Below are 23585 nucleotides of genomic sequence, written 5' to 3' on the forward strand. Positions count from 1 at the left end.
ACTTCAAAAATTAGAGAGGGAAACAATGGCTATAACATATTTAAAAAAATCACCTAAGACATCATCAACAGATGACACTAAAACTACAGAAATTGTTAAAGAATTATTGAAAGATATTGAAGAAAATAAAGAGCAAGCCTGTATAGATCTTACAAAAAAATTTGATAAGTATGATGGTGATATTATTGTTTCTAAAGAAAGAATTGAAGAAATTAAAAAGACTTTAGATCAGAGAACTAAAGATGATATTCAATTTTCTTACGATAGAGTTAGAACATTTGCTGAAGCTCAATTAAAAAATTATGGACAAGATTTTGAAGTAGAGCTTTCTCCAGGATTATTTGCTGGTCAAAGATTAATACCTGTTAATACTGCTGGATGCTATATACCTGGTGGTAGATATGCTCACATCGCTTCTGCTGTTATGAGTGTAACGACTGCAAAAGTTGCAGGAGTAAAAAATGTAATTGCATGTAGTCCTCCTAAAGAGAGTGTTGGTGCCCATCCAACAATTGTGTATACAGCTGATTTATGTGGTGCTGATGTAATTTTAAATTTAGGTGGTGTACCTGGTGTTGCTTCAATGACTAATGGATTATTTAATAATCCTCCAGCTGATATTATAGTTGGTCCTGGTAACCAGTTTGTTGCTGAAGCTAAAAGAATTTTATTTGGAAAAGTGGGAATTGATTTGTTTGCTGGTCCTACTGAAATTGCTGTAATTGCAGATGATAAAGCTGATGCAGAAATGGTTGCTGTTGATCTTGTTGGTCAAGCAGAGCATGGTTATAATTCTCCTGCTTGGTTATATACAACAAGTAAACGAGTTGCTGATGAGGTAATGAAAAGAGTTCCAGAATTAATTGCTGATTTACCAGAAGTTCCAAGAACAAGTGCAGAAGCTGCTTGGAGGGATTATGGAGAGGTTATTCTTTGTGATACTGACGAAGAAATGGCAACAATCAGTGATGAATATGCTCCAGAACATTTAGAGATACAAACTGAAAACTTAGATTGGTTCCATAAAAGATTAAAAAATTATGGCTCACTATTTATTGGTGAAGAAACAACTGTTGCTTATGGAGATAAATGTTCAGGCACAAACCACATCTTACCTACTAAAGGTGCTGGTCGATATACAGGTGGTTTATTTGTTGGGAAATTTATTAAGACATTAAGTTTCCAAAGAATGACTAAAGAATCTACAAAAACTGTAGGCGCTGCTTGTGCTAGAATTTCTAGATATGAAGGTATGGAAGCTCATGCTAGAACTGGTGATGTTAGATTAAGAAAATATGGTTTTTCTAATTAATTATTTCAAATAAAACAAATAAAGCCAATAAACTCATAAACAATATTATTAATAGATTAATCTGTTTCCAAACTTTATCACTTCGAAGATATTTTGATAAAGATTTTGAAAGATATGCTATTGTAAAAAAGAAAAGAAATGATGCTATAGAAGCCCCAAGTCCAAAATAGTACTTATCAATAATTAATAAATTTTTAGAAAAATTTCCCAAAAAGAATACAGTATCTGAATAGACATGTGGATTGAGATAGGTGAAAGCGAGAGTTTTAGTTATTATACCTGTTAATGAGATGTTTTTTACTTCTTGATTAAAATTAATCTTATTTTTTTGAATAGATATCTTTCCATAAATAAAATGAGCTAAAAATATAAATAAGAGAATATTTAAGATAAGCTCTATTGTAGAATTAAAAAAATTACCAAAATATTGAAATAAAAAAATTCCTAAAAATATTAATATCAAATCAGATATTGAGCAAATTATGCAAACAAGAAATATATATTGTTTTTTTAACCCTTGCTCTATTACAAAAATATTTTGGGCACCAATTGCTAGAATTAAACTAAGACCTGTAAAAAAACCTAATAATAAATATTCCATTAATTTTTATTAAACTCTTTTTTTACCCTGAACAACCCTATCAAGTATCAATGCAACAAATAAAATTGCTACACCTGCAAGAATTCCTTGTCCAACATTAGCATACTGCAATGCTTCAAGAACATCTTGACCTAAACCTTTTGCACCAATTAAAGACGCAACAACTACCATGGCTAAGCTTAACATCACTGTCTGATTAACACCTGCTAAAATTGAAGGTGTGGCCAGTGGTAGATCTACTTTTCTAAGCAAATACCATTTTGTTGCACCGTATGCGATAGCTGCCTCTCGAATTGTTTCTGGCACTCCACGTAACCCTAAAACGGTAAGTCTGACAACGGGTGTTCCTCCAAAAATCATTGTAATAATTACCGCTGCAACCTTTCCAGTACCAAAAAATGCTATTACTGGTATCATAAATACAAAAGCCGGCATTGTTTGCATGAAATCCATTATAGGCCTAATCAATGAATAAAATCTTTGTCGTCTTGCACAATAAATTCCAAGGGGTATACCGATTGCTATACTTAATACTGCAGCAGTTCCTAATAGAGCAAGTGTCGTCATTGCTTTAACCCAAAAACCTAAAAAACCCATGTAGCACAAAAACCCTGTTGAATAAATTGCAGCTCTGGGTCCTGCTGATAACCCTGTTAGTGTTACAATGGCAGTTATAATTACAATCCACGGAGTTTTAACAAATAATAATTCTAAGAAATCTAAAACTGATCTAATTCCAATTGTTATGGCAGTAAAAATTAAATCCCCTTTAACAACAGCATAATCAAAAATAACCTCTATCCATTTAATTGAAAATAATCGTATTTCAGGATGAGTTGGAAAAGTATCCATTATTTGTAAAAGACCTGGGAAACTATAATGGATAACAGAAAAAAACATTATAATAGATGTAAAAATACTACTGTAGATGTAATTTTTCATCTGCATCCCTGGATGAATAGATTTATCAGATAGCCACTCGGAATATTTCTTTTCTAAAATAGAATTCGCCAAAATACCTTGGGTAATCTTAACAGCAATCAATAAAATAACACCGAAAAATGCAATCCAAATTGCTGAGGCTTCTACTCTTGTAATTTCATCAAGATAACCTTGCATAGCATCTTCTAAAGATTTTATGTTTCTTTTAAAGACATCAATTTTGTCTGGATTATTTTCTATCGCAGCTTCTAATTGTTTATTCCTAAAAGCTATTGTGCCTTTAACTTGTTCAACTTTAGCAATAGCATCTGCTGTAATATTACCAAATAAACCTCTAATAATTTGTACTACAGCAAAAGTTTCTATAATTAAAAAAGCTAAAGTCCAATTCCAAACATTACGCATTCCAAACCAAACAGGTCCAAGAATAAATGCAAATAGGTTAAATGATAATGAATAAGTAGGTTTACTACCAATTTTTTTAAACTCTTTTATATAATAATCTGGATTACTTTTTACAAAATCAGTAATCAGTTCATCTCTAGAAGGGTTTCTAAGTGTTTTATTCTCCATCGCTACCCTCTACAACTGCCTTAAGTAAATCTGCCTGAGTTATTATACCAATGTTTTTGTTATCACTATTAATCACTAATATTGGTTCATCTTTAATTGAAGATTTTTCTATTAGTTTATTTAATAAATCATTTTCATTAACACTTTCTAAATTTTTACCTATTAATCCAAATTTCTTTTCAAATTTTTCTACAGGCTGCATAATAGATTTTGCTTGAACAATTTTTAATCTAGAAATTCCCTTCACAAAGTCTGCTACATAACTATCTGCTGGCTTCATAACTATTTCTTCTGGTGTCCCTATTTGGATAACCTTTCCATCTCTCATGATTGCAATTCTATGACCTACCCTTACCGCTTCATCTAAGTCATGAGTTATAAATACTGTTGTTTTTTTCATTTGTTTTGAAAGTTTGATAAATTCTGCTTGAAGCTGTCTTCTAATTAATGGGTCTAGTGCACTAAATGGTTCATCCATTAATAAAACATCAGGATCTGCAGCTAAAGCTCTAGCCAATCCAACTCTTTGTTGCATTCCACCCGACAATTCATGAGCAAATTTATTTCCCCACCCTTGAAGCTCTACAATATCTAAAATTTTATTAGCAGTATCCAGTCTATCATTTTTACTGATGCCTCTTATTTCAAGTGGCATTGCTATATTATCTAATACTGATCTATGGGGCATTAGAGCAAAGTTCTGAAAAACCATACCTATCTTTTTATTCCTTAAATCTTGCAAACTTTTTGCGTCAAACTTCATTACATCTTCATTATTGATCAAAATTTGACCTGAAGTTGGTTCTAATAATCTATTGATATGCCTAACTAAAGTAGATTTACCACTGCCAGAAAGGCCCATTACACAAAAAATCTCTCCCTTTTTAACGTTAAAAGAAACATCAGATACACCAATTACTGAATTATATTTTTCTAAAGCTTCTTGTTTTGAAATATGTTCATTTTGAATAGCGTTTAATGCTTCTTTGGAATTGTTACCAAATATCTTCCAAACATTTTTTATTTTAATAGCTGAGTCCATCAAATCCGTTCGAAAATTTAATAATTTTTTTTCAAGAAATATACCCGGCAACAAATAAAGTTGCCGGGTAAAAATTTAACTTAACTTAAAGTCCTAACCAACCATCAACTTTAGATTTATTATTTTTCATCCAAGTTCTAGCAACATCAGCTGGTTGTTTTTTCTCAACTGAAATTGCATAAGCCATAGCTGACACATCATCTCCTGTTAACTGAAAGTTCTTAAAAAACTCAACAATAGCTGGAGATTTTGCTTCTAAAGAAGTGCCCCAACCTATTTGGATTTTTTTAAGTGCATCTTTTGACGCAACATAAGATTTTTTATACCAGTCAGCATCTTCTTTAGGCTGAACCATTTTGTATTTAGATGGATCATGTTTTGGTTCTGTCAACATAACTACGTCAGCCATTCCCCAAATTGCATGTGGTTTGTAACAATAAAATGCATAGCCTTCACCTTTTTTAATTGAGTCAAGCACTCTTGCATTTTTTACAGCTTCAGCAGCTCTGATAGGTTCAATACCCGCATCATATAAACCATAATCTCTAAGTTTAACTTGGTTTACATTTGCAGAAGCCCATCCGTCAGCACCAATCCAAAACTCACCTTTACCATTACCATCACTGTCCATTGCTTTAACAACTTCTGGTCTAGCTAAGTCTTCAATTGCTGTAATATTCATTTTTTTTGCAAATTGTTGAGATACACAATATCCTTGGTTCCCTTCATAAGGTTTTGAACTTAACTTAAGAGTTCCTTTGGGAACTAGATCGTTAGTATAAGCCTGTTGATTAGGTAACCAGATATCAGGGTGAACTTCTATTTCACCTTTGCTTCTATCAATTGCACCGTAGATTGCAGTGTTGTTTCCTGGAACTAATTCTGCTTCTCCACCCATTTTGTCATTAACAACTGCTGCTAATAAATTTGCAATAGCTGTTGCACCTGTCCAACCTGGATCTCCTATTTTAACTTTTTCAGCAAATGTTGAAAAAGTAGCAAATAAAGAAATTAAACCAGCTACAAGTGTAGTTTTTATTATTTTCATTATACCCCTCTCGATTAATTTAAAAACTAAGCATAGCTTAAAACTTTTAAGAGAGTCAAAGAAATTTGTAGCTAAATTTGTTGAGTTTTTGAGATAAATATAAATCTAGACATAATTTTTTTACTTAAAATCTAAAGATTTTGCTTCTTTTTTATTAAATTTTTTTTCATTTAATAGGTTTGCAAAACTGTGGTTAACATCTCTGTGTCCTGCCTCATCATCTCTTACTACCCTTACAACATCTTTTAATGTTGAGTGAAGTGGAAGATTCCAATAGTCAATTGCAATTTTGGGAGCTGGTTGATCTTTAATTCTTCCCGACTCTAATTCGTTTAAATAATCTGTATAACTAAAAACTGCCTCTTCTTCAAAGTACCCTACTATTCTATGAGCTGTTCTTTGAGACACCAAATATATTATTGAATAAATAATTATAAATACTAGTTGTGCTGCAATAATTATAAATCTTTCTAATGGTGTTGGTTTAGCAACCTGAATAAAAGTCATTAAATGCATTCTTTCATTTTCAGCCTCTTCTAAAAGAAGCTTTATCCAGCCTTTATCATCCTCCATTTTTCTTAAAGATTTTAGATGCATCAGCATGCCTGCAACCATTCCAGGTACAGCAGCAACCGTTTCTAGTACTACGGCTCTATGACCATATTTTTTTTTAAAAAAAATATCAGCTACAAGTCTTAAAAGTTTTGTAAACAATAAGGCTACACGGTCACTCATATTTTCTGGCCTGTAATGTTTTTGTAAATTATCCATCACATATATATTTGGATATTAGTTTCAATTATTCTATGTGATATTATGACCTTAAATATACTGGGTTTTATCTTATTTATTAGTGGCTAATCCAAAAGAATTAGACCTTTTTCACAAAACTAATAGCAGCACCAATGGTTGTCAAAAATCCAGCTAACGGCAAGATTGCAACAGCATATTTCTTTGGCATATAATTCTCTTTGAACTCAATACCTTGGAAGCTAATTTCAAAATACCACATTTCCCAATACTTTCCACGCATACCCTCTACAAGTTCAAATCCATAAATTATCAGGACTATACCAATTGCCATAATCATAAGCTTCCAGAACTGGCGTATATATAGCGACAGTCTATTTGGTAATTTTTCATAAATTAAATTTAAAGCTATGTGTTCATTATCTCTGGCTGTTAGAGAAAGTGCTATAAACATCAGCCAAATATTACTTAATACTGTTAGCAGATCACCCCAAACAGGAGGGTTGTTAAAAACATATCGCATGATTACGTTATAAAGGGTGAAACCAACCATCGCAGCCAAAAGGAGTGAGCACATAGCTTCCAATGTGCGATGAATAAAACGGTCTATGTTGTTAAAAAATTTTAACATGTCTCTAATTACTCAGTAGGTTTGGAAGAAACATGGTCAACTCTGGAATAACGAGGATAAAAAATAAAAGTAAAAACAGCCCAACTAGATAAGGAATTAATGCAACAGCAACTTTTTCTAGACGGACTTGTGCTATTGTTGCAGCGGTAAAGAATGCGACGCCAACAGGTGGTGTTACTGATCCTATTAAGAAGCCAACTATTACAACGATAGCCGCTTGTATCTCAGGAAAGCCAGCTTGAGCCATAACATTAACTAATACTGGGCCAACTATGATAATGTTTACCGCAGAGTCCATTACTGTTCCAAGAAGAAAAATAAATAGGATAACGGCTAAAATAAAAATAATGGGGGATTCTGTAAGGCTTAGAAGCCAGTTTTCAAGTTCACCAATTGCACCTAGAGAGGTAAGTAACCAACTGAAGGGTCCCGACGCAGCTATGATAATAAAAACCATTGCCGAATTACGGAATGCTCGACGAAAAGCACCAGTACAATCTTTCCATTTAATAGTTCGATACACGAATACACCTGTAAATAACGCAACCATTGCTGTGATAGCTCCAGCCTCTACAACCGATGCAACACCACCCATTACTGAACCCACTAAAACCACAGGTATCAGAAGGGCAAACGAGGATCGATATAATTCTTTACCAGCTCGACGTATCGAAAATTTTTCATCACTGCGCTCGAAATTATATTTGATTGCAAAGTAATGATTGATTATCATGATCACAACGCCTATCAACACGCCTGGAATAATTCCAGCTGCAAATAGTGATGCAATCGAAAGCTCTGTCGAATTAGCAAGTACAATCATCATGATACTGGGTGGAATTATGCCTCCTATAGTGGAGCTTACACCTGTAACCGCAGCCGAAAACGCAGGAGGATAGCCAGCTTTTTTCATAGCTGGTAATACTAATGCTCCCACCGTAGCTGTATCTGCTACCACAGAACCATTCATCCCTGCAAAAAACATGCTCACAAGAACATTAACTTGAGCCAGTCCCCCTCGTACACGTCCAATTAATGATTTGCTCAAGGCTACTAACCGGTCAGTAATCGTGGCACTTGTCATTAACTCACCTGTCAGCATAAAAAATGCAATTGCTGTTAATGGAACTGAATCAATAGCATTAAACATTTGACTAGGGATTAGAATAAGGGGCACAGCGTCGGTAAATAGAATATAAACAAATGGTATGAGTATTAATATGAAGCCAATGGGAGCACCTAATAGGATTAGAAAAAGGAGTACTCCAAGTAGAATGATACTTTCCATAGTTACTTATCTTTTATGATTTATCTTAGGTAAAGATCATCTAGTTCTAAAGATTGAGCTAAATGATCTTTACACAGTTTTTCGTTGAACGATTTACAGAGCCCCAGCTTTCTCTAACTGAGCTACAAATCCATCCATTCCTTGTTCTAGAAGTACTCTTTTAGCTACTTCTGGTTCAAAAGTACCCTTCGCTTTTACCCAAGCACCAATTGCACCTGCTCTCCATTTAGTCATTTCCGCATCAGATGGAACATACCATTCTTTCACAGACGCTTTAATTGCATCTTCTCCATTCTTAATCCAAGCGTTATCTAACTGGTTTACTTTTTCTCCATACGCATCAGCAGCTTTGTGTAACCATTTCTTCTCTTGAGAAGATAGAGCATTATACTGCTTTGCATCCATTGCTAGAATATTTCCAGACCACATGCCACCAATTTCAGTAAAGTATTTTGCAACTTCATGAAGTTTTGCTACATGTTGCCAAGGACTAGCAACATACTGACCTTCAACTACACCCGACTGTAGGCCTGAGTATAACTGGCTCCAATCATAAGGTGTTGGAGTTGCACCCCAATTTTTAACTAGCATGAACTCAATCGGACTCTTAGTAGTACGCCACTTTAAACCTTTCATATCACCTGGAACATGGACTGGTTTAGTTGCATTTCCAAGCTGTCTAAATCCACCGCTTGAATATACAGAAAGGCAAATATGGCCTGAATTTTCAAGCGCTAGTTTGCACTGTCTTTCTGCAAGCCATTCATTTGATATTCTTTTTGCATCTTCAAGTGATTTGAAAATAAAAGGTAAATCAAAAATTGCTAACTCTGATCCGAAATTACCATAGTTTGCCGTAGAACTAGTCCAAAGGGATATAAGTCCTTGATTGGCTTGTTCACCACATTTCTGTTCAGCACATAAGCTTTTTTGATAATGTGGTTCGATTTTCATCTTACCACCTGAGGCTTTTGCCAAGGCAGGCATTAATGCTTGATCTATGGCGTCACCAATTGGCATACCCAATCTACCAGTAGTTCCAAGCTTAAGAGTTGTTTCTGCAACGGCGGCTAAGGTAAATAAACCCATAGCAAACCCTGCAAGTAGTGTCTTTATAGTTTTAATTGTTCTCATTTTATCTCTCTCTATTTGTTTAAAAATGAAGCTTAGCTTAAAACTTTTAAGTGAGTCAAAGACTAATATAGGCCTTTTGTCTTTTTATGTGTTCTTATTGGTGGCTAATCCAAATAGTTTTAGTCTGAAGAAAGGAATTAAGTGCTTCAGTACCTTGATCTCTACTTAAAGAGCCAGATTGCTTATACCCTCCAAATGGAGTTTTAATGTCTCCTTCAGAAAAAGTATTCACTGAAACTGTGCCACAAGGAAGGCTTTTAGCCATATGAAATGCTCTATCAATATCTTGAGTAAATACACTCGCATGTAATCCATACTTTGAATTACTTGCAATCTTTAAAGCTTCTTCAGTATCATTTACTGTAATAACACCTAATACAGGCCCAAAAATTTCTTCTTGAGCAATTACCATATTTTCTTTTAAATTATCAAATAACGTTGGCTTAGCAAAAAAACCTTTTTTTGATTTTTCAGATACACCCCCAAACAAAAGTTTAGCTCCTTCATCAATTCCTTTTTGAATAAATCCATCAACTGTTGCTAAATGTTTTTTAGAAATCATTGATCCCATGTTTGAACTTGGGTCTAATGGATCACCTACTTTAAGAGCTTTAACTTTTTTTGAAACTTTATCTAAAAATTCATCCTTAACTTTGCTATGAATTATTTGTCTCATATTTGCAGAACAGTTTTGCCCACCATTCCAAAAAGCAGAATTAATTGCATCATCAATTAAATTATCTGTAATTTTTGCATCTTCTAAAACTATAAATGGACTTTTTCCACCCATCTCTAGACCAATAGTCTTTAAATTGCTTTCACCAGAATATTTCATAAACAAAGCACCAACTTCTGTTGAGCCTGTAAACGAAACAGCATCAACATCATTGTGTCTTCCAAGTGCTTCACCCACATCTCCAAAACCTGGAATAACATTTAATACTCCATCTGGAATTCCTGCCTCTTTTGCAATTTGAGCAACACGTATTGCTGTAAGTGGAGTATCTTCTGCTGGTTTAATTATCACAGAGCAACCCGCAGCTAATGCTGGTGCCATTTTCCAAACTGCCATCATTAATGGAAAGTTCCAAGGAACAACTCCTGCAACAACACCTATTGGTTCTTTAACAATTAAACTTGTTAATGATGGTTCTGTTGGTCCAACTTTACCAAACACTTTATCTATTAATTCTCCATACCACTGAAAATGCATTGGCGCATCATTTGCAACCTCATTAATACAGTCTCCAATTAATTTTCCTGTATCCACACATTCAAGAACTGAATTTTCCTCACCAGTTTTTCTCAGTAATTCTGCAAACTTAAGCAAAACATCTTTTCTAAATTCTGGAGATGTTCTAGACCAAACACCACTATTAAAAGCTTTTCTTGATACTTTTACCGCAAGGTCTACATCCTTATGATTACATTTTGCAACAGAACAAAGAGTTTCACCCGTTGCAGGATTTATATTTTCAAATTTTTTACTATCAATAGCATCAACGTATTTACCATCAATAAAGGCTCTTCCTTCAAACTTTAAATTTTTAGCGATTGATTTGTAGTTAACAACCATGATCTTTGTAGGTTATTACTTAAAAGATTAATTATCAATAATTAATTCATTGGTCCAAACCAGTCAAACTTATTAGTCCAGTTTCTCCAATTACAAGTTGGTCCAATTCTATTCTTGTACCACTTGTTTGATTTTTCAGCTTTAGACATAATCTTAACTAGCTTTGGATGTGTATACTTTCCAAGATTTCTTTCACACATAATTTCATACGGATTATATGGATCTTTAGATGTTGGAGTTAGATAAACACTATCAATTAACTGAGGACACCCTTCAATATCATGAGTATACAAATTTCTATTTAATTTAAAGCCGACACTTAGCATATGATCAGTGCCACCGTTATAATGATCAGAGTAGTGAATTTTTTTCATACCTTTAATACATCTTATTCCCATTAGCTGAGTATGAAACAATTCATGTATATTAATCTGTGTTAATCTTTCTTCATTGTTATGACCATTGCTTCTTACGAAAATGCCACCTATTCCAACGCCAGCATCTCCACCATGCTTTCCTTTGTTCATATCAGTCCATAAAAAATATGTTTTCTTCTTATTTGTAAAACCACCAAATTGATGAAAATAATGACCCATTTGGGTGTTAACACTATTATCTTGTAATTCTTTCCAGTTCTTACTCGTTCTAATAAAAGTGATATCTAGTTTTCCATCTTCTCTATAATCATATCTAAATTTTTTACCTTCGCCACCTGAACCTTTGTTTACTTTAGTAGCCTCAAGCATTGCATTATTAGCTTTTTCCAAAATATCCTGCATTTTACCATTGATATCTAGCTCTCTATCTTCTCCATCAGATGGCAGTAAATAAATAAAGTGTATTTGATGTTCGTCAGTTATATCAGGCTGATCTTCAAAAAATCTTCCAGACTTTTGATCTTTAGATAAATCAATTTTTTCAAAATCCTTAATACCCTTAGCAGATAAAGAATTTGATATAGAAAATAAAAAAACTATTAGAATTAATGATAAAAATTTAAACAAAAATTTTACTGACCTTGGATAGTAATTGTTGTTGTTGGTGGTGCAGCTTGCATTTCATCATTTCCACCCGCACAACCATCACCATCTAAAGCAGCAACCGCTGTAGAAGTATCAAATGCCATTGTCACAGTAGGATTTTGACCTTGTATTAAAGTAAATGGTGCAGCTAAAGTTAGCATTCCCTGAAAATAATCATGAGTTGCACTAATTGTTCCAGCGTTAGTTGCGTTTTCACCCGCAACATTCGATACACTTCGTATATCTCTATTATCTGAATTATTTGTCATTGCGGGGACAAAAAGTTTTGCAGACACAGGTGTTGTTGTAGCAGCCACTGACTCTCCACTTCCAGCATCGCTACCACCTATAATAGTTGTAGCTTTGGTTCCATCACCTTTTGTTGAGCAGTTAGCAGTTTTTCCTGTAATTTGAATCTCTCTTTTCATGGTTGCTATTAAGTGTGTGTAAGTAACACCTGGTGATGCTAAACCAAAATTTCCTAAAGTTGCAGCAGCTTCTCCTGCGCCAATTGCATCATTACCAATGTCTACCGCTGAGTCTAGGCCAGCAGCACTAACAGTTACAGGATTTAAACAACTAAAAGCAGCGTTTGAAGTTGGAATAGCAGAACCCGTTGCACAAAGTTCAATTTTTGAAACTGTAATTTGATATTCAGTAGCTTCACCTGTCTCATAGGCAGCATTCACACTTTGAGTGAACAAAACTCCTAAAAACAATGTAAGTATTTTTAAATATTTTTTAATCATATTATTTTCTTGTTAAGATTACACTTCCTTGAATTTCCATTACTAATTTATTTCTTCTTCTAACTTTTTCTTTTAATTTTTGTTCCATGTTGCTTTTTTCATACATGTCATTTGATAAGCCATCAGACATCACCATAGATTTTTCTTTTGGTGGATAAATATAATTAATACTTAAAGAAGTTTCATCATCTACACTATTTAGTGAAGATTTGTCTAAACTTGCAACAATTTCTACTGAATTTGTTACATCAAGTTCTAGAGAATAAATATTACCTTTTTGATCAGAAGATCCTTTTTCAGCTTCCCATTTATAACCATTATAATTAATTCTAGCCCATGGTGCTCTTGGAATTTGAGATGTTAAGTTAAAATCCCAACCAGATAAAACTTGCTCTCTATCACCATTAACAACTTCAGAGTTTGAAATTTTTGTATAGCTATTTGCAGTTAAATCTAAAATTGAACCTTTAGCTTCAATACCAAGGCCTAATCTGTCTTGACCATCTGTCAAATCTCTATCGTAGAAAGTATTTGCGCCAAACATAAAATTTTTATCTTCAGATAGTTTTCTATAACCTAAGCCTATGTTTCCAATAATTCTTCCAGAACTGTTTATTTCCTGGTTCATCAAACTAAATTGAGTAAAAAAATTAGAATTATCTGTGGCTTCAATATCTCTTACCCCTAATATTGAGAAGTTAAGCTGGTCCTCATCACCATCATTATAATCTAAAGATACTTCAGTAATTCCTTCACCAGGTATCAAATTTGATATTTTTTCAGATACTTTATTTAAAGCTTGAGAGGCTACATCTGCATTAGCTACAGTTGTGATTATTAAACAGAGTGATGTTAAAAATATTTTAATAAATTTCATTACGTAAATAAATATAGAAACAAAAAAAATAATACTATCAAAATAAAACCCAATTTAGGTTTTATAGACCCAAAATAGGTTTTAAAATTATTATTAATCTTTAAAATTTAGAACTGCGTCTAACGTACCATTTTTTTTTAGACTTTTTAGAAATTTTGAAAGAGTTTTTAATTCAATTTCAGCAAAAGGTTTCATTAGTTCTTCAGTTTTATTTGTTGGCAAAAGACCCCTTGTAGTTGAATGATTTATTAATTTTTTTTTTTTTAAAGTTTCTATTTTTCTTCTAACGGTTTCTCTTGGTAAATTTAAAATATTTGATACAGCATAAATTGTTAACTTACGTGATATATAAAACTCCTCTATTTTTGATGTTCTTAAATCTTCCCATACGGCTTCCCAATCTGATCCTAACTTATTACTATGTTTTAAATAATGGGCCCCCATAACAGAAAGTATCATGAAAGAATCGTAATCAATTCCTAACATTTTTTTTAATTGTTGGAATTGGTCTGTTCGAAAATTTATTAAATGATATAAAGTTTCACTGTATGCAGCTACTTTTTTTGTCATTCAAAAGTTTAGCCAGGATTTGCAGTTAATGTTTTAATTTCTAAAACATTTTCATTAGGATCTTTTACAAAGAAAGTTTCCTGCTCGTACTTAGTTCCTTTAAATCTCAAATAAGGCTCATCATAATATTTTGTGCCATTATCTTTTAGTCTTTGTTTAAGAGCATCAAAATCTTTTCTTGAAAGGTGCACTCCAAAATGAGGAACTGAAACATTTCCCATATCAACGTCATGTCTTTCATTATCCATTTTATGTTCACTTGCATGAAGAGTTAATTCATTTCCCCAAAAATCAACATCGGCCCATTCTTGAGCAGAGTTATCTAATCTGCATCCTAATGCTTCATTATAAAATTTTTTTGCAGTCTCTAAATCTCCACATGGTACTGCTAAATGAAAGCAATTTGTGTTTTTGTACATAAGTTTCTCCTCTTTAAATTCGTTGTATAATGACTATATAGTCCAATATAAAATTTTAATCAATAAATGCTAAATTCATGAATGATTTTTTACAATCTATAATTGATAGAGATCCTGCGGCAAAATCTAAGTTAAGTTTAATTCTAACTTATCCTGGTGTTAAAGCAGTTTTTTTTCATAGAATTGCTAACTTTTTTTATCTAGCAAAGTTTGATCTTATTGCGAGATTTATTTCTCAACTATCTAGATTTTTAACAGGTATAGAGATTCATCCTGGTGCAAAAATTGGAAAAAATTTATTTATAGATCATGGCATGGGTGTTGTAATAGGTGAAACTTCTGAAATAGGAAATAACGTAACTATTTATCATATGGCAACACTAGGTGGGATTGCGCCAAGTATTAATTCAAATCAACAAAGAATGGTTAAAAGACATCCAACACTAAATGATTGTGTGGTTGTTGGTTCGGGTGCTCAAATATTAGGACCAGTAATAATCGGAGCTAATGCTAAAGTTGGAGCTAATGCTGTAGTTACTAAAGATGTTCCAGAAAATGCTGTAATGGTTGGGATACCTGCTAAAAATGTTGGAACAGCTACAAAAGAATTTAAACCTTACGCTGTTGAAGAAACAGATAAAGATACTTCTGATTAATGAAAAATTTTCATGACAATTTTATTTCAGGCATTGGTAATACACCACTCATCAAATTAAGAGCTGCTTCAGAAATTACTGGTTGTAATATCTATGGTAAAGCTGAGTTTATGAATCCAGGTGGTTCTGTAAAAGACAGAGCAGCACTTGCTTTAATTAAAGATGCTGAAAGTAAAAAACTCATTTCAATAGGTGGAACAATTGTTGAAGGAACAGCTGGTAATACTGGTATTGGTTTATGTCTACTTGGTAATTCGCTTGGTTATAAAACAATAATTGTAATGAATGATAATCAAACCCAAGAAAAAAAAGATCTTCTTAGAAATATTGGTGCAGATTTAAGACTAGTTCCAGCTAAACCTTATAAGGATGATGCCAATTTTGTAAAAGTTGCAGCAAAACTTGCTGATGAATTAAGACCATCAAATAACAATGGAGTTGTTTGGGCAAATCAATTTGACAATGTTGCAAATGCTAAGGGGCATTATGAGGGAACTGGACAAGAGATTTGGGAACAAACTGAAGGTAAGGTTGATGCCTTTGTATGCTCGTCTGGTACTGGTGGGACAATTTCAGGAGTAAGTAACGCTCTTAAAGAAATGAATAAAGATATAAAAATATTTTTATCTGATCCAAAAGGTTCTGCTCTTTATAATTATATAAAAAATGGTGAATTAAAATCTGAAGGTGGATCAATTACAGAAGGAATTGGCTCAAGCAGAGTAACGAAAAATTTTGAAAATGCTAAAATTGATGATGCCTATTCTATTGATGATCATGAAGCACTTCCTATACTTTATGATTTAATAGAAAATGAAGGATTAAGCCTTGGTACTAGCTGTGGAATTAATATTGCTGGAGCAATTAGAATGGGTAAAGAATTAGGTCCTGGAAAAACTATTGTTACAATTCTTTGTGATAAAAGTGAAAAGTACGCTACCAAAATGTTTAATAAAAAATTTCTAGAAGAAAAAGGCTTACCCTTCCCTAACTGGCTTTAATACATATAAATTTTATCTGCCAATCCATAACAAAGAACTGCACTAATAATTGTAAAAACTAAAGGAGCAATTACAGCTTCATTAGAGTCGTTTCTCATACCTGTTTTATCAATCTTAATTGAGTAAGTATTAACAATTAATACACAAAGGTTTTGCACAAAAACTAAATTAAAAAATGCCCACGTTCCTTCAACACCATTTGGTCTAACAAACATAACATATAGGGCCATCAAAAAAGAACCTAGAAATATTGCACCTGTCATACGCATGATGGTTGCAGCTGTTTCATCAATTTGAAATTTTTCTCTATATCTTTTGTTATCAATAATCATTTGATAAGCATAAAAACCCAAACCCAAAAAATGAATTGTGAATAAAATTAAGTAAAAAATACTATTAAATTTTTCAATCATAAGTTTAGTAATTAATTAAAACTATAATACAGGATTTTTATAAAATGATTATAGGCTTTATGAGCACAGTAATTTTATACAAGAAATAGTTGTATAAATTTTTTGCATACCTGGTGACAATAAATACCATTTTAAAATAAATCAGAATTTATTAACTTAGAATAATAACAATTAACAAGTGAGATTAATATAATGCAAGCAATATACACAAGAACAATGAGAGTTAAAGACGACATGCTAGGTAAAGCAATGGAAATTGGTAAGGGTTTAGCAAAGGTAAGAAGAAAATATTATCCTAAACACCAAATCTATTTTTCTTTTCAAATTGGTGGTGATCCAAGAACAATTAGAGAAACTATAGTTGGTACAATGTTTGAAGATGATAATTTTGAACAAGATGCAAAAATGTCAGCTGATAAAAAATATCAAAGTCTTCAAAAACAATTAAAGAAAGTTGCAGTTGAAGGAACTATTGAAGATGAAATCAGAGTCATCTTTAGTGAATAAATAGATAAAAAGGAGATAAAAAATGAATGCAAAAGATACAGTAAGTAAAGGGTACGATTGTTTTAATAAAGGAGACATGGAAACATTTTTTAATGAACTAATTCATGATGATTGTGTGTGGACACTTCCTGGTTTACCTGGAAAACATCCATTATCAGGAGTGCATAAAGGCAAGCAAGCTATGATAGAGGGATTTTCAAAAATTCCGACATTGTGGGAAAACTTCCAAGTAACTCCTCTTGATATGATCAGTGAAGGCAATAAAGTATTTGTAAGATGTAGTGGGAAAGCAACAGGTATGGATACAATTTTTGGACATTATTATGAGGTTACAGATGATGGCAAGATATCTGTTATGACAACTTATGATGATACTTTAACTGCTTTCAACTCAATGAAAAAATAAACAAAAAGGAGATAACAAATGAAAAACTATATAGTAACACACACTTTTAAATCAAAAGAAGCGAAAGCTAAAATGATGGAAGTTACTGGTTCAATGTCAATGGAAGATATGACCAAAGCAATGACAAGTGACAATGCAAAATGTCAAATGAGCTGGAACACACCAGGTGATAACTTAACAATGTTTTGTTGGTGGAAAGGTACTGATCCAGACGCAATTAATAAACAATTAGAGTCTATGAACGATTTCTATGAACCTCACAAATTTGTTGAGTGTACAGACAATATTATAGATTTTAACGCTAACTAAAATAAACAGGAAATGAATAAGATAATATTTGTAATTATAAGTATTTTTTTTTCACTCCCTACTTATGCAGATATGAGTGATGAAAATAAATCTAAAGCTTGGGACTGTAGCGGTATCTACTTGTCTAATTACTTTTTGCCAGTAGGTGAAACTTTTGAATACAATATGAAGGAAAAATCTATGTCCTCGGTAAAAGTTTTAAAAGAGTATGCCCTAGAGATAGGTATACCTGAAAAAGAGTGGGATCAAGGAGTTAATAAGGCTGCTGATAAACATTATGGGTCTAAGTTTGATGAAGCAAAAACTGAAGAGTGTCATAATTTTTTAGAAGGACTTATTCCTAACGGTAAAGAACGAGTAAACAAAGTAGTATTATATTAATAACAAATAAGGAGTGGAAATGGCATCAGTAGAAGTTAAAAGTTTTGATCATCCAGACGAATCTAATTCGAATTTTAATAATGCACAAATCGACACTGTTAAAGTAGGAGATCAAAGAGTGATGAGATTAAAGTTACAACCTGGCTGGAAATGGTCAAAAGATATTAAACCTACCGTTGGTACAGATAGTTGCAAAGCAAAACATATAGGTGTGATCGTTTCAGGTGCGGTGTGTGCCAAACACGATGATGGAACAGAGGTAACTTATAAAGCTGGTGATGCATATTCAATAGATCCTGGTCATGATGGATGGGTAGTTGGTGATGAGCCAGTAGAAGTTTATGAGTTTCATGGAAAATGGGGTGAATAGTTAAGAATAACAATAACAAATAAAAGGAGAAGAAATGGAAAAAGAAATGCTAGTAGTAGCTAAGTTCAAAAAAGGAGAAGGTAAATTCGAAAAATTTATGGGGTTTATGCAATCTCCAGAAGGATTAGCTGAAAGATCAAAAGTTGCTATAGTAGAAAAAACTATGGCGTCAGTAACACCTGATAAAAGTGCAGTGATGTTTAAAATATTTTGCACTGATGAAGCTGCTTTAATTAAGTTCATAGAGGGTACTGAGGTATCTAAACCTATCATGGATGAGGTTATGGGTAGCTACATGATCTACGATTTAACTAAAGTTAAAGAAGGATAATATATGTCAATATTAGCAAAAATGGATGCTGCTATGACAGCTAAAGATGAAGCTGCTATGAATGAAATTTTTCATGATGATTATAAATTTACAATGCATGCATCAGGAAAAGTTATGGGAAAAGCAGATGTAATTAAATGGGCAATGAGTGGAGATATCAATAAAGATAAAATTAGAGTTCTTTTTGAGAATGATGAAATTGGTGTAGAGCACTCATTTGTAACCTTTAATGACGGTAACACAGAGGCAGTAATGGCTGTCTACAAATATCAAGATGGAAAAGTTGTTTCACTTGAAACAGGTGCTACAAAAATACCTAAATAACTGGTTGGGTCGTTTTGCACATGCAAAGTGACAATGTTGGTTATATCAAAAACTTATTATTTTCCTATTGTTTGGTTAATTAATCAAACAAAGGAAAATATGAAAAAAATAGTAATAACTTTATTCTTAGTACTTTTTACAAGTTCAGTTTATGCAGGTTCTTGCCCAATGATGGCAAAAAGTATAGATGATAAAATTGCAGAAGCTCAAATGCTAAGAGATCAAGGTATGGCAGCTCATGATGCTGGTGATCATGCAAAATCAGAAGAGCTATTAGGTAAAGCTATGGAGCTTTTTAAAAGTTAATAAATAATTCTATATATTTAGCGAGATTTCATTTAATGTTATTATATGAGTCTCGCTACTTCATATGGATTTCTAATCCTAGCAGTTATTCTAGGAGTTACTTCAAATAGTTTTGCAAAAAGTGCGGAAGGTTTTACCCTTCTCTTTCCAAGTATTATTACTGGAATTACAATCGTTTTATGTATGTATGCGTTATCTATGGTGATGAAAAATATTCCAATGGGAATAACTTATGCATCATTTGCTGGATTAACAATTATTTCAACTGTAATTGTTGGCATAATTAGATTTAATCAAATGCCAAATCTTTATTCAATGATTGGTTTGGGTTTAATTATAATAGGTGTATTGATGGTTAACTTACTTGGAAATAATTAAATTGTGATTTCAAAAAAATATTCTAATTTTCTATTCATTTTTTTTATGGGTCTTGGTATGAGTTTGTTGATGACTTTAATCATTACATTTGTGAATACTGGTTATGATGAATTTTATATCAAAAGATTTCTTAAAGCGTGGTCTATAAGTTTACCGGTGGCAATGATTACAACAACTATAGTGGCTCCTATAGTGCAAAAATTTGTAGATAAGATTACTGAATAATAATATCATTAATTATGATTAACAAAAAATATTCTCAACCTCTTTTTATGATCTTTATGTCTTTTGGCATGAGTTTGATTATTGGTGGAGTTGTAACACTAGTTCACACTGGTTTTGGTGAAGGTTTCTTTAATAGATTATTAGATGCTTTTAATTATTCATTTCCAGTAGCTGTAATTGCAGCATTTACTATGGCTCCAATTATGAGACCTCTTGTTAATAAGATTGCATCAAAAGATTAATCTTGAAACCTTTATTTGGATATTTATTTTTAGCTGTTGGTATTTTTGCTGGAATAGCTGCTAATAGTTTTGCAAAAATATCTGAAGGTTTCACAAAGACTTTGCCAATAATTTACATGTATCTACTGATGATGGTTTGCTTGTTTTGCATTGCAAAAGCAATGCATGCACTTCCAGTAGGATTTGCTTATTCTACTTACAGCGGATTAACAGTTGTTGGTGTTGTAACTTTTGCTATGATTAAATATAATCAAATTCCAAATCTATATGGAGTTATTGGAATTTTATTAATTATAATAGGTGTAATTATGGTTAATTACTTAGGGAAGCTTACCTAAAAAAAATTTTAAATTTTAGCGGAAAAAAGTATTGTAAGGAACGTTTCTTAAATTATCGAAATCCTATTACTTTGCTAGGTTGCATACAAATGATTTATTTCACTTAAAGTAAAATAAATGTTTTGAATGTAATTTTTAGAAATGATATTGTCTAAATATCAATAAAGGAGGTTGATTATGAACTTATCACCACCTGACACATAACTGGTGTGATTTAATAATCAAAGACCTAATAAGACCATAGAAAATAAAAAATCTATTATTATAGATTTTAGCGTAAACCGCTGACTAATAGGGGAACTCTTTTGGAGTTTACCGAAAGGGTGACCCCCTTAAAAGATCAGTTAAAAAAATTTGGCAACATATGAGTGCCTTCCTCATCTAAAGTAATATCAAACTCATCTACTACATTAGAAATATCTAGGGGTGAATATAAATGTGGAAACATAGTTCCATCTGATGATTGTTCCCAAACTAAATGATCTAGCTTTAAAGTATCTACCTTTAATAAAATTAAATCTTTTTGTTTTTGGTAAAATTTTTTAAGAGTTTCGGCAACTTGATCATCACCTGAAAAATGAATGTAACCATCTTCTAAATCTTTTTTAGAACCTGTTAATTGACCTTTACTCTTAATTTCTTGCCATTCAGATTTGGTACATATTTTATAAACAAATTTGAAGTTCATTTAAAATTTATATTATTCAGTGGGGTTATAGACAATAAGAAACTTCCCTCATAAGAGGGAAGTTAATATTAACTATCTAATAGAGAGAGAAGATAATGTTAATCTTTGAATTCTATTCGCCCCTTATAGACAGCAAATTTCAATATTGAAATGACATATTGTCACTACAGCAATGCAAAGATTGAATACCTTATTTTATTTGTTCACTTAGTGAACATTTTACCAGGATGAATTTGGTTGAGCTAGAAACTCTATCTCTTCAGGGGTAGATTTTCTTCCTAACATTAAGTTTCGATGAGGATATCTATGAAATTTCTTTATTACTATGGTGTGATCTTTCCAAAATTTTTTTATAGAGGTTAAATCTGAGTGATCTTTTAAATATTTATCTAATAGATAATAAACCATGTCATGATCCGTTATTTCCTCACTATGAATAAGAGGTAACAGCATAAAAAATCTTTGATCTTGATCCATTTTATCTAAAAAGCCTGCATAAACAGAATCGTTAACTATTAACCTTGCTTTGTGATCTTGGTTAAAGGCTTTTGGGTCATCTCTAAACATATTTCTTGAAAATTGGTCAAATAAAATAACTAGAGCTAAAGAACCAAGGGGGCTATCTTGCCAATCATCACACTCATTTGAACTTGCTAACTCATAATCTTTTAAAAAATTCTTTTTTATTAGTGCATCAAAATCATTGTGTTTTTGAAATCTTTTTTTTGGTGGGGTTTCTTTAAACCAAAAATCTAATATTTTTTTAGCTCTTGTATGCATTTATTTTGAAATAGGTTTTAAAAGTTTAAGCATTTTATTATGAATAGATTGATTAGCTGAAACTAAAATATTTCCAGCATTAACTGCATTTCTATTGTCCCAAGTTGTAACAATTCCTCCTGAAGCTTTTATAATTGGCATCAATGGGTGAATATCCCAAATTTTATTATTAGCTTGAAAAACAACATCAATTTTTCCCTCACATAAATGAGAGTAACTTAACGCATCTGCAGTTGGAAATTGCATTAATTTTAAAACTTTTGGAATTCTCATTTGCTGCTTAAGAGAGACTGCTCCATGGAATGCTCCTGATACTTTTATCTGACTAAATGGTGTTTTTTTCGAAACAGAAATTTTTCTTTTTTTACCTTTTTCAAAAACAAAAGAATTTTTATTATCAAAATTTAAATAATATTTATTTAATATTGGAAAGTTTACTAAACCAACAACTGGTATGCCTTTAAAATTAAGAGATATTAAATTACTCCACGTTGGATTACCTATTACAAATGATCTTGTTCCATCAATAGGGTCTATAACCCATGTATAATTACTAGTTGATTTTTTGTGACCAAATTCTTCACCTATAACTTGATGATTTGGAAATTTTTTTTTAATCTTTAATCTAATAAATTTTTCAAATGCTTTGTCAGATGTTGTAACAGGATCATACCCTTTGCCTTTAAGTTTGTTAGATATCGCAAAAGTTTTATTAAGTTTTGAATAATAAAATTTATTTAGGTCTTTTGCTAAAGTATTTAAAAAGATAGAATATAATTTGTAATCTTTCTTGTTAGGTAAATTCATTATATTATATTTTCAATTTGTTTTTCAGCTTCTTTAATTGATTTTTCATAATCTAACGCCATTTGATCAGCACTTATTACTTCAACTTTTTCAATTCCGAAGAAATTTAATATAAATTTTAACCACGGAGTTAAAAAATCCTCTGAGCTATTTAATTTAGTTCCACCTGAAGTAATTACTAAATAAGCTTGTTTATTTTTAAGTAACCCCTCTCTTCTTCCATTGGGTTTAAACCTGAAGGTCTCACCAATTCTTGCTGCTAGGTCACACCAAGCTTTAAGAGTTGCTGGAGGCCCATAATTATAAATTGGTGCTGAAATTATAATGATATCGCTTTCTTTTAATTCACTCACAAGTTTATCTGATAATTCAAACATTTTTTTATGTTCTTCAGTTTGGTCTTTTTCTGCAATCTTCATTCCAGACTCAGTTAAGCCACTAACAAAGAGCATATCGTCATCTAAGTCTCTATAAATTACTTCATCACCTGGTTTTTTGATTTTATCTAATAATTTTTTTGCTAATGCTCTTGAACTTGATCCTTCTTTTCTGGCACTTGAATCAATTTGATAAATTTTCATAAGTATAG

34 protein-coding genes are annotated in these 23585 nt (G+C 32.1%); 15 read left to right on the forward strand and 19 right to left on the reverse strand.

Annotation, left to right across the window (positions count from 1 at the left end):
* The first annotated feature begins 25 nt into the window (after positions 1–25).
* Complete coding sequence (hisD, locus tag E5R92_RS01995; protein ID WP_168606444.1) at positions 26–1312, forward strand: histidinol dehydrogenase; 1287 nt, start codon at positions 26–28, stop codon at positions 1310–1312.
* Here the strand turns inward: hisD and E5R92_RS02000 are convergent.
* The 14 genes from E5R92_RS02000 to E5R92_RS02065 all read right to left on the reverse strand — a co-directional run bounded on the left by E5R92_RS02000 (position 1305) and on the right by E5R92_RS02065 (position 14534).
* Positions 1305–1913, reverse strand: coding sequence for a LysE/ArgO family amino acid transporter (locus E5R92_RS02000; RefSeq protein ID WP_168606445.1), 609 nt, complete (start codon positions 1911–1913; stop codon positions 1305–1307). The two genes, hisD and E5R92_RS02000, sit on opposite strands and share 8 nt — an antisense overlap.
* A 9-nt stretch (positions 1914–1922) precedes the next feature.
* The gene (locus E5R92_RS02005) at positions 1923–3428 is read right to left on the reverse strand and encodes an ABC transporter permease (protein WP_168606446.1); all 1506 of its coding nucleotides are present in this window, start codon (positions 3426–3428) and stop codon (positions 1923–1925) included.
* Positions 3418–4470 (reverse strand): quaternary amine ABC transporter ATP-binding protein, encoded by a 1053-nt coding sequence (locus E5R92_RS02010; RefSeq protein ID WP_168606447.1) that lies wholly within the window; start codon positions 4468–4470, stop codon positions 3418–3420. Before E5R92_RS02010 ends, E5R92_RS02005 begins: the two co-directional genes overlap by 11 nt.
* 85 nt (positions 4471–4555) lie before the next feature.
* A complete protein-coding gene (locus E5R92_RS02015; protein WP_168606448.1) occupies positions 4556–5518 on the reverse strand; it encodes an ABC transporter substrate-binding protein in 963 nt (320 codons plus the stop codon).
* A 120-nt stretch (positions 5519–5638) separates the two neighbouring features.
* Positions 5639–6289: an alternative oxidase gene (locus E5R92_RS02020; RefSeq protein ID WP_168607460.1), complete on the reverse strand. Its 651-nt coding sequence runs from the start codon at positions 6287–6289 to the stop codon at positions 5639–5641.
* Between the two features lie 100 nt (positions 6290–6389).
* On the reverse strand, positions 6390–6845 hold the full coding sequence (locus E5R92_RS02025) for a TRAP transporter small permease (RefSeq protein WP_229704552.1): 456 nt from the start codon (positions 6843–6845) through the stop codon (positions 6390–6392).
* A 58-nt stretch (positions 6846–6903) separates the two neighbouring features.
* The gene (locus E5R92_RS02030; protein ID WP_168606450.1) at positions 6904–8187 is read right to left on the reverse strand and encodes a TRAP transporter large permease; all 1284 of its coding nucleotides are present in this window, start codon (positions 8185–8187) and stop codon (positions 6904–6906) included.
* 93 nt (positions 8188–8280) lie between these two features.
* Positions 8281–9276, reverse strand: coding sequence for a TRAP transporter substrate-binding protein (locus E5R92_RS02035; RefSeq protein WP_168607461.1), 996 nt, complete (start codon positions 9274–9276; stop codon positions 8281–8283).
* A 139-nt stretch (positions 9277–9415) separates the two neighbouring features.
* On the reverse strand, positions 9416–10897 hold the full coding sequence (locus E5R92_RS02040; RefSeq protein WP_168606451.1) for an aldehyde dehydrogenase: 1482 nt from the start codon (positions 10895–10897) through the stop codon (positions 9416–9418).
* 41 nt (positions 10898–10938) lie between these two features.
* On the reverse strand, positions 10939–11901 hold the full coding sequence (locus E5R92_RS02045) for a hypothetical protein (RefSeq protein WP_229704554.1): 963 nt from the start codon (positions 11899–11901) through the stop codon (positions 10939–10941).
* Positions 11902–11906: 5 nt separating this feature from the next.
* Positions 11907–12668 carry a hypothetical protein gene (locus E5R92_RS02050; RefSeq protein ID WP_168606452.1) on the reverse strand — a complete coding sequence of 254 codons (762 nt, stop codon included), beginning with the start codon at positions 12666–12668 and terminating at the stop codon, positions 11907–11909.
* 1 nt (position 12669) lies between these two features.
* The gene (locus E5R92_RS02055; protein WP_168606453.1) at positions 12670–13545 is read right to left on the reverse strand and encodes an inverse autotransporter beta domain-containing protein; all 876 of its coding nucleotides are present in this window, start codon (positions 13543–13545) and stop codon (positions 12670–12672) included.
* A 93-nt stretch (positions 13546–13638) separates the two neighbouring features.
* On the reverse strand, positions 13639–14115 hold the full coding sequence (locus tag E5R92_RS02060; protein ID WP_168606454.1) for a hypothetical protein: 477 nt from the start codon (positions 14113–14115) through the stop codon (positions 13639–13641).
* An 8-nt stretch (positions 14116–14123) separates the two neighbouring features.
* Positions 14124–14534: a VOC family protein gene (locus tag E5R92_RS02065; protein ID WP_168606455.1), complete on the reverse strand. Its 411-nt coding sequence runs from the start codon at positions 14532–14534 to the stop codon at positions 14124–14126.
* Positions 14535–14611: 77 nt separating this feature from the next.
* Here E5R92_RS02065 and epsC point away from each other — a divergent pair, with 77 nt between their 5' ends.
* Positions 14612–15190 (forward strand): serine O-acetyltransferase EpsC, encoded by a 579-nt coding sequence (epsC, locus tag E5R92_RS02070; RefSeq protein WP_168606456.1) that lies wholly within the window; start codon positions 14612–14614, stop codon positions 15188–15190.
* Positions 15190–16191, forward strand: coding sequence for a cysteine synthase A (locus tag E5R92_RS02075; protein WP_168606457.1), 1002 nt, complete (start codon positions 15190–15192; stop codon positions 16189–16191). The genes epsC and E5R92_RS02075 overlap by 1 nt, the downstream gene beginning before the upstream one ends.
* Here E5R92_RS02075 and E5R92_RS02080 read toward each other — a convergent pair.
* Positions 16188–16604: a hypothetical protein gene (locus E5R92_RS02080; RefSeq protein WP_168606458.1), complete on the reverse strand. Its 417-nt coding sequence runs from the start codon at positions 16602–16604 to the stop codon at positions 16188–16190. The genes E5R92_RS02075 and E5R92_RS02080 overlap by 4 nt on opposite strands.
* Positions 16605–16796: 192 nt before the next feature.
* On the opposite strand from E5R92_RS02080, the gene E5R92_RS02085 reads away from it, so the two are divergent.
* From E5R92_RS02085 to E5R92_RS02140, 12 genes are all read left to right on the forward strand, one after another.
* Complete coding sequence (locus E5R92_RS02085; protein ID WP_229704555.1) at positions 16797–17111, forward strand: hypothetical protein; 315 nt, start codon at positions 16797–16799, stop codon at positions 17109–17111.
* Positions 17112–17133: 22 nt separating this feature from the next.
* Positions 17134–17517, forward strand: coding sequence for a nuclear transport factor 2 family protein (locus E5R92_RS02090; RefSeq protein ID WP_168606459.1), 384 nt, complete (start codon positions 17134–17136; stop codon positions 17515–17517).
* Between the two features lie 18 nt (positions 17518–17535).
* Positions 17536–17826, forward strand: a complete 291-nt coding sequence (locus E5R92_RS02095) for a hypothetical protein (RefSeq protein WP_168606460.1) — start codon at positions 17536–17538, stop codon at positions 17824–17826.
* Positions 17827–17838: 12 nt separating this feature from the next.
* Positions 17839–18207, forward strand: a complete 369-nt coding sequence (locus E5R92_RS02100; RefSeq protein WP_168606461.1) for a hypothetical protein — start codon at positions 17839–17841, stop codon at positions 18205–18207.
* Between the two features lie 19 nt (positions 18208–18226).
* Positions 18227–18577 (forward strand): cupin domain-containing protein, encoded by a 351-nt coding sequence (locus E5R92_RS02105; RefSeq protein ID WP_168606462.1) that lies wholly within the window; start codon positions 18227–18229, stop codon positions 18575–18577.
* A 34-nt stretch (positions 18578–18611) separates the two neighbouring features.
* A complete protein-coding gene (locus E5R92_RS02110; RefSeq protein ID WP_168606463.1) occupies positions 18612–18908 on the forward strand; it encodes a hypothetical protein in 297 nt (98 codons plus the stop codon).
* A 3-nt stretch (positions 18909–18911) separates the two neighbouring features.
* Positions 18912–19232, forward strand: a complete 321-nt coding sequence (locus tag E5R92_RS02115; protein WP_168606464.1) for a nuclear transport factor 2 family protein — start codon at positions 18912–18914, stop codon at positions 19230–19232.
* A gap of 99 nt (positions 19233–19331) precedes the next feature.
* Positions 19332–19538, forward strand: coding sequence for a hypothetical protein (locus E5R92_RS02120; protein ID WP_168606465.1), 207 nt, complete (start codon positions 19332–19334; stop codon positions 19536–19538).
* A gap of 45 nt (positions 19539–19583) precedes the next feature.
* Complete coding sequence (locus tag E5R92_RS02125; RefSeq protein WP_168606466.1) at positions 19584–19916, forward strand: DMT family transporter; 333 nt, start codon at positions 19584–19586, stop codon at positions 19914–19916.
* Positions 19917–19919: 3 nt separating this feature from the next.
* Positions 19920–20141, forward strand: a complete 222-nt coding sequence (locus E5R92_RS02130) for a DUF2798 domain-containing protein (protein ID WP_168606467.1) — start codon at positions 19920–19922, stop codon at positions 20139–20141.
* 14 nt (positions 20142–20155) lie between these two features.
* The gene (locus E5R92_RS02135; RefSeq protein ID WP_168606468.1) at positions 20156–20383 is read left to right on the forward strand and encodes a DUF2798 domain-containing protein; all 228 of its coding nucleotides are present in this window, start codon (positions 20156–20158) and stop codon (positions 20381–20383) included.
* A 2-nt stretch (positions 20384–20385) separates the two neighbouring features.
* Complete coding sequence (locus E5R92_RS02140; protein WP_168606469.1) at positions 20386–20721, forward strand: DMT family transporter; 336 nt, start codon at positions 20386–20388, stop codon at positions 20719–20721.
* Positions 20722–21061: 340 nt separating this feature from the next.
* Here E5R92_RS02140 and E5R92_RS02145 read toward each other — a convergent pair whose 3' ends face one another.
* From E5R92_RS02145 to E5R92_RS02160, 4 genes are all read right to left on the reverse strand, one after another.
* A complete protein-coding gene (locus E5R92_RS02145; RefSeq protein ID WP_168606470.1) occupies positions 21062–21409 on the reverse strand; it encodes a DUF952 domain-containing protein in 348 nt (115 codons plus the stop codon).
* A gap of 219 nt (positions 21410–21628) precedes the next feature.
* Complete coding sequence (locus E5R92_RS02150) at positions 21629–22189, reverse strand: DUF924 family protein (protein ID WP_168606471.1); 561 nt, start codon at positions 22187–22189, stop codon at positions 21629–21631.
* On the reverse strand, positions 22190–22996 hold the full coding sequence (locus E5R92_RS02155) for an inositol monophosphatase family protein (protein ID WP_168606472.1): 807 nt from the start codon (positions 22994–22996) through the stop codon (positions 22190–22192). It abuts the gene before it with no gap.
* Entirely contained in the window at positions 22996–23577 is a 582-nt protein-coding gene (locus E5R92_RS02160) for an FMN-dependent NADH-azoreductase (RefSeq protein ID WP_168606473.1), read from the reverse strand. Before E5R92_RS02160 ends, E5R92_RS02155 begins: the two co-directional genes overlap by 1 nt.
* Between the last annotated feature and the right edge of the window lie 8 nt (positions 23578–23585).

It is taken from the genome of Candidatus Pelagibacter giovannonii (assembly GCF_012276695.1).
Lineage (GTDB): Bacteria > Pseudomonadota > Alphaproteobacteria > Pelagibacterales > Pelagibacteraceae > Pelagibacter > Pelagibacter giovannonii.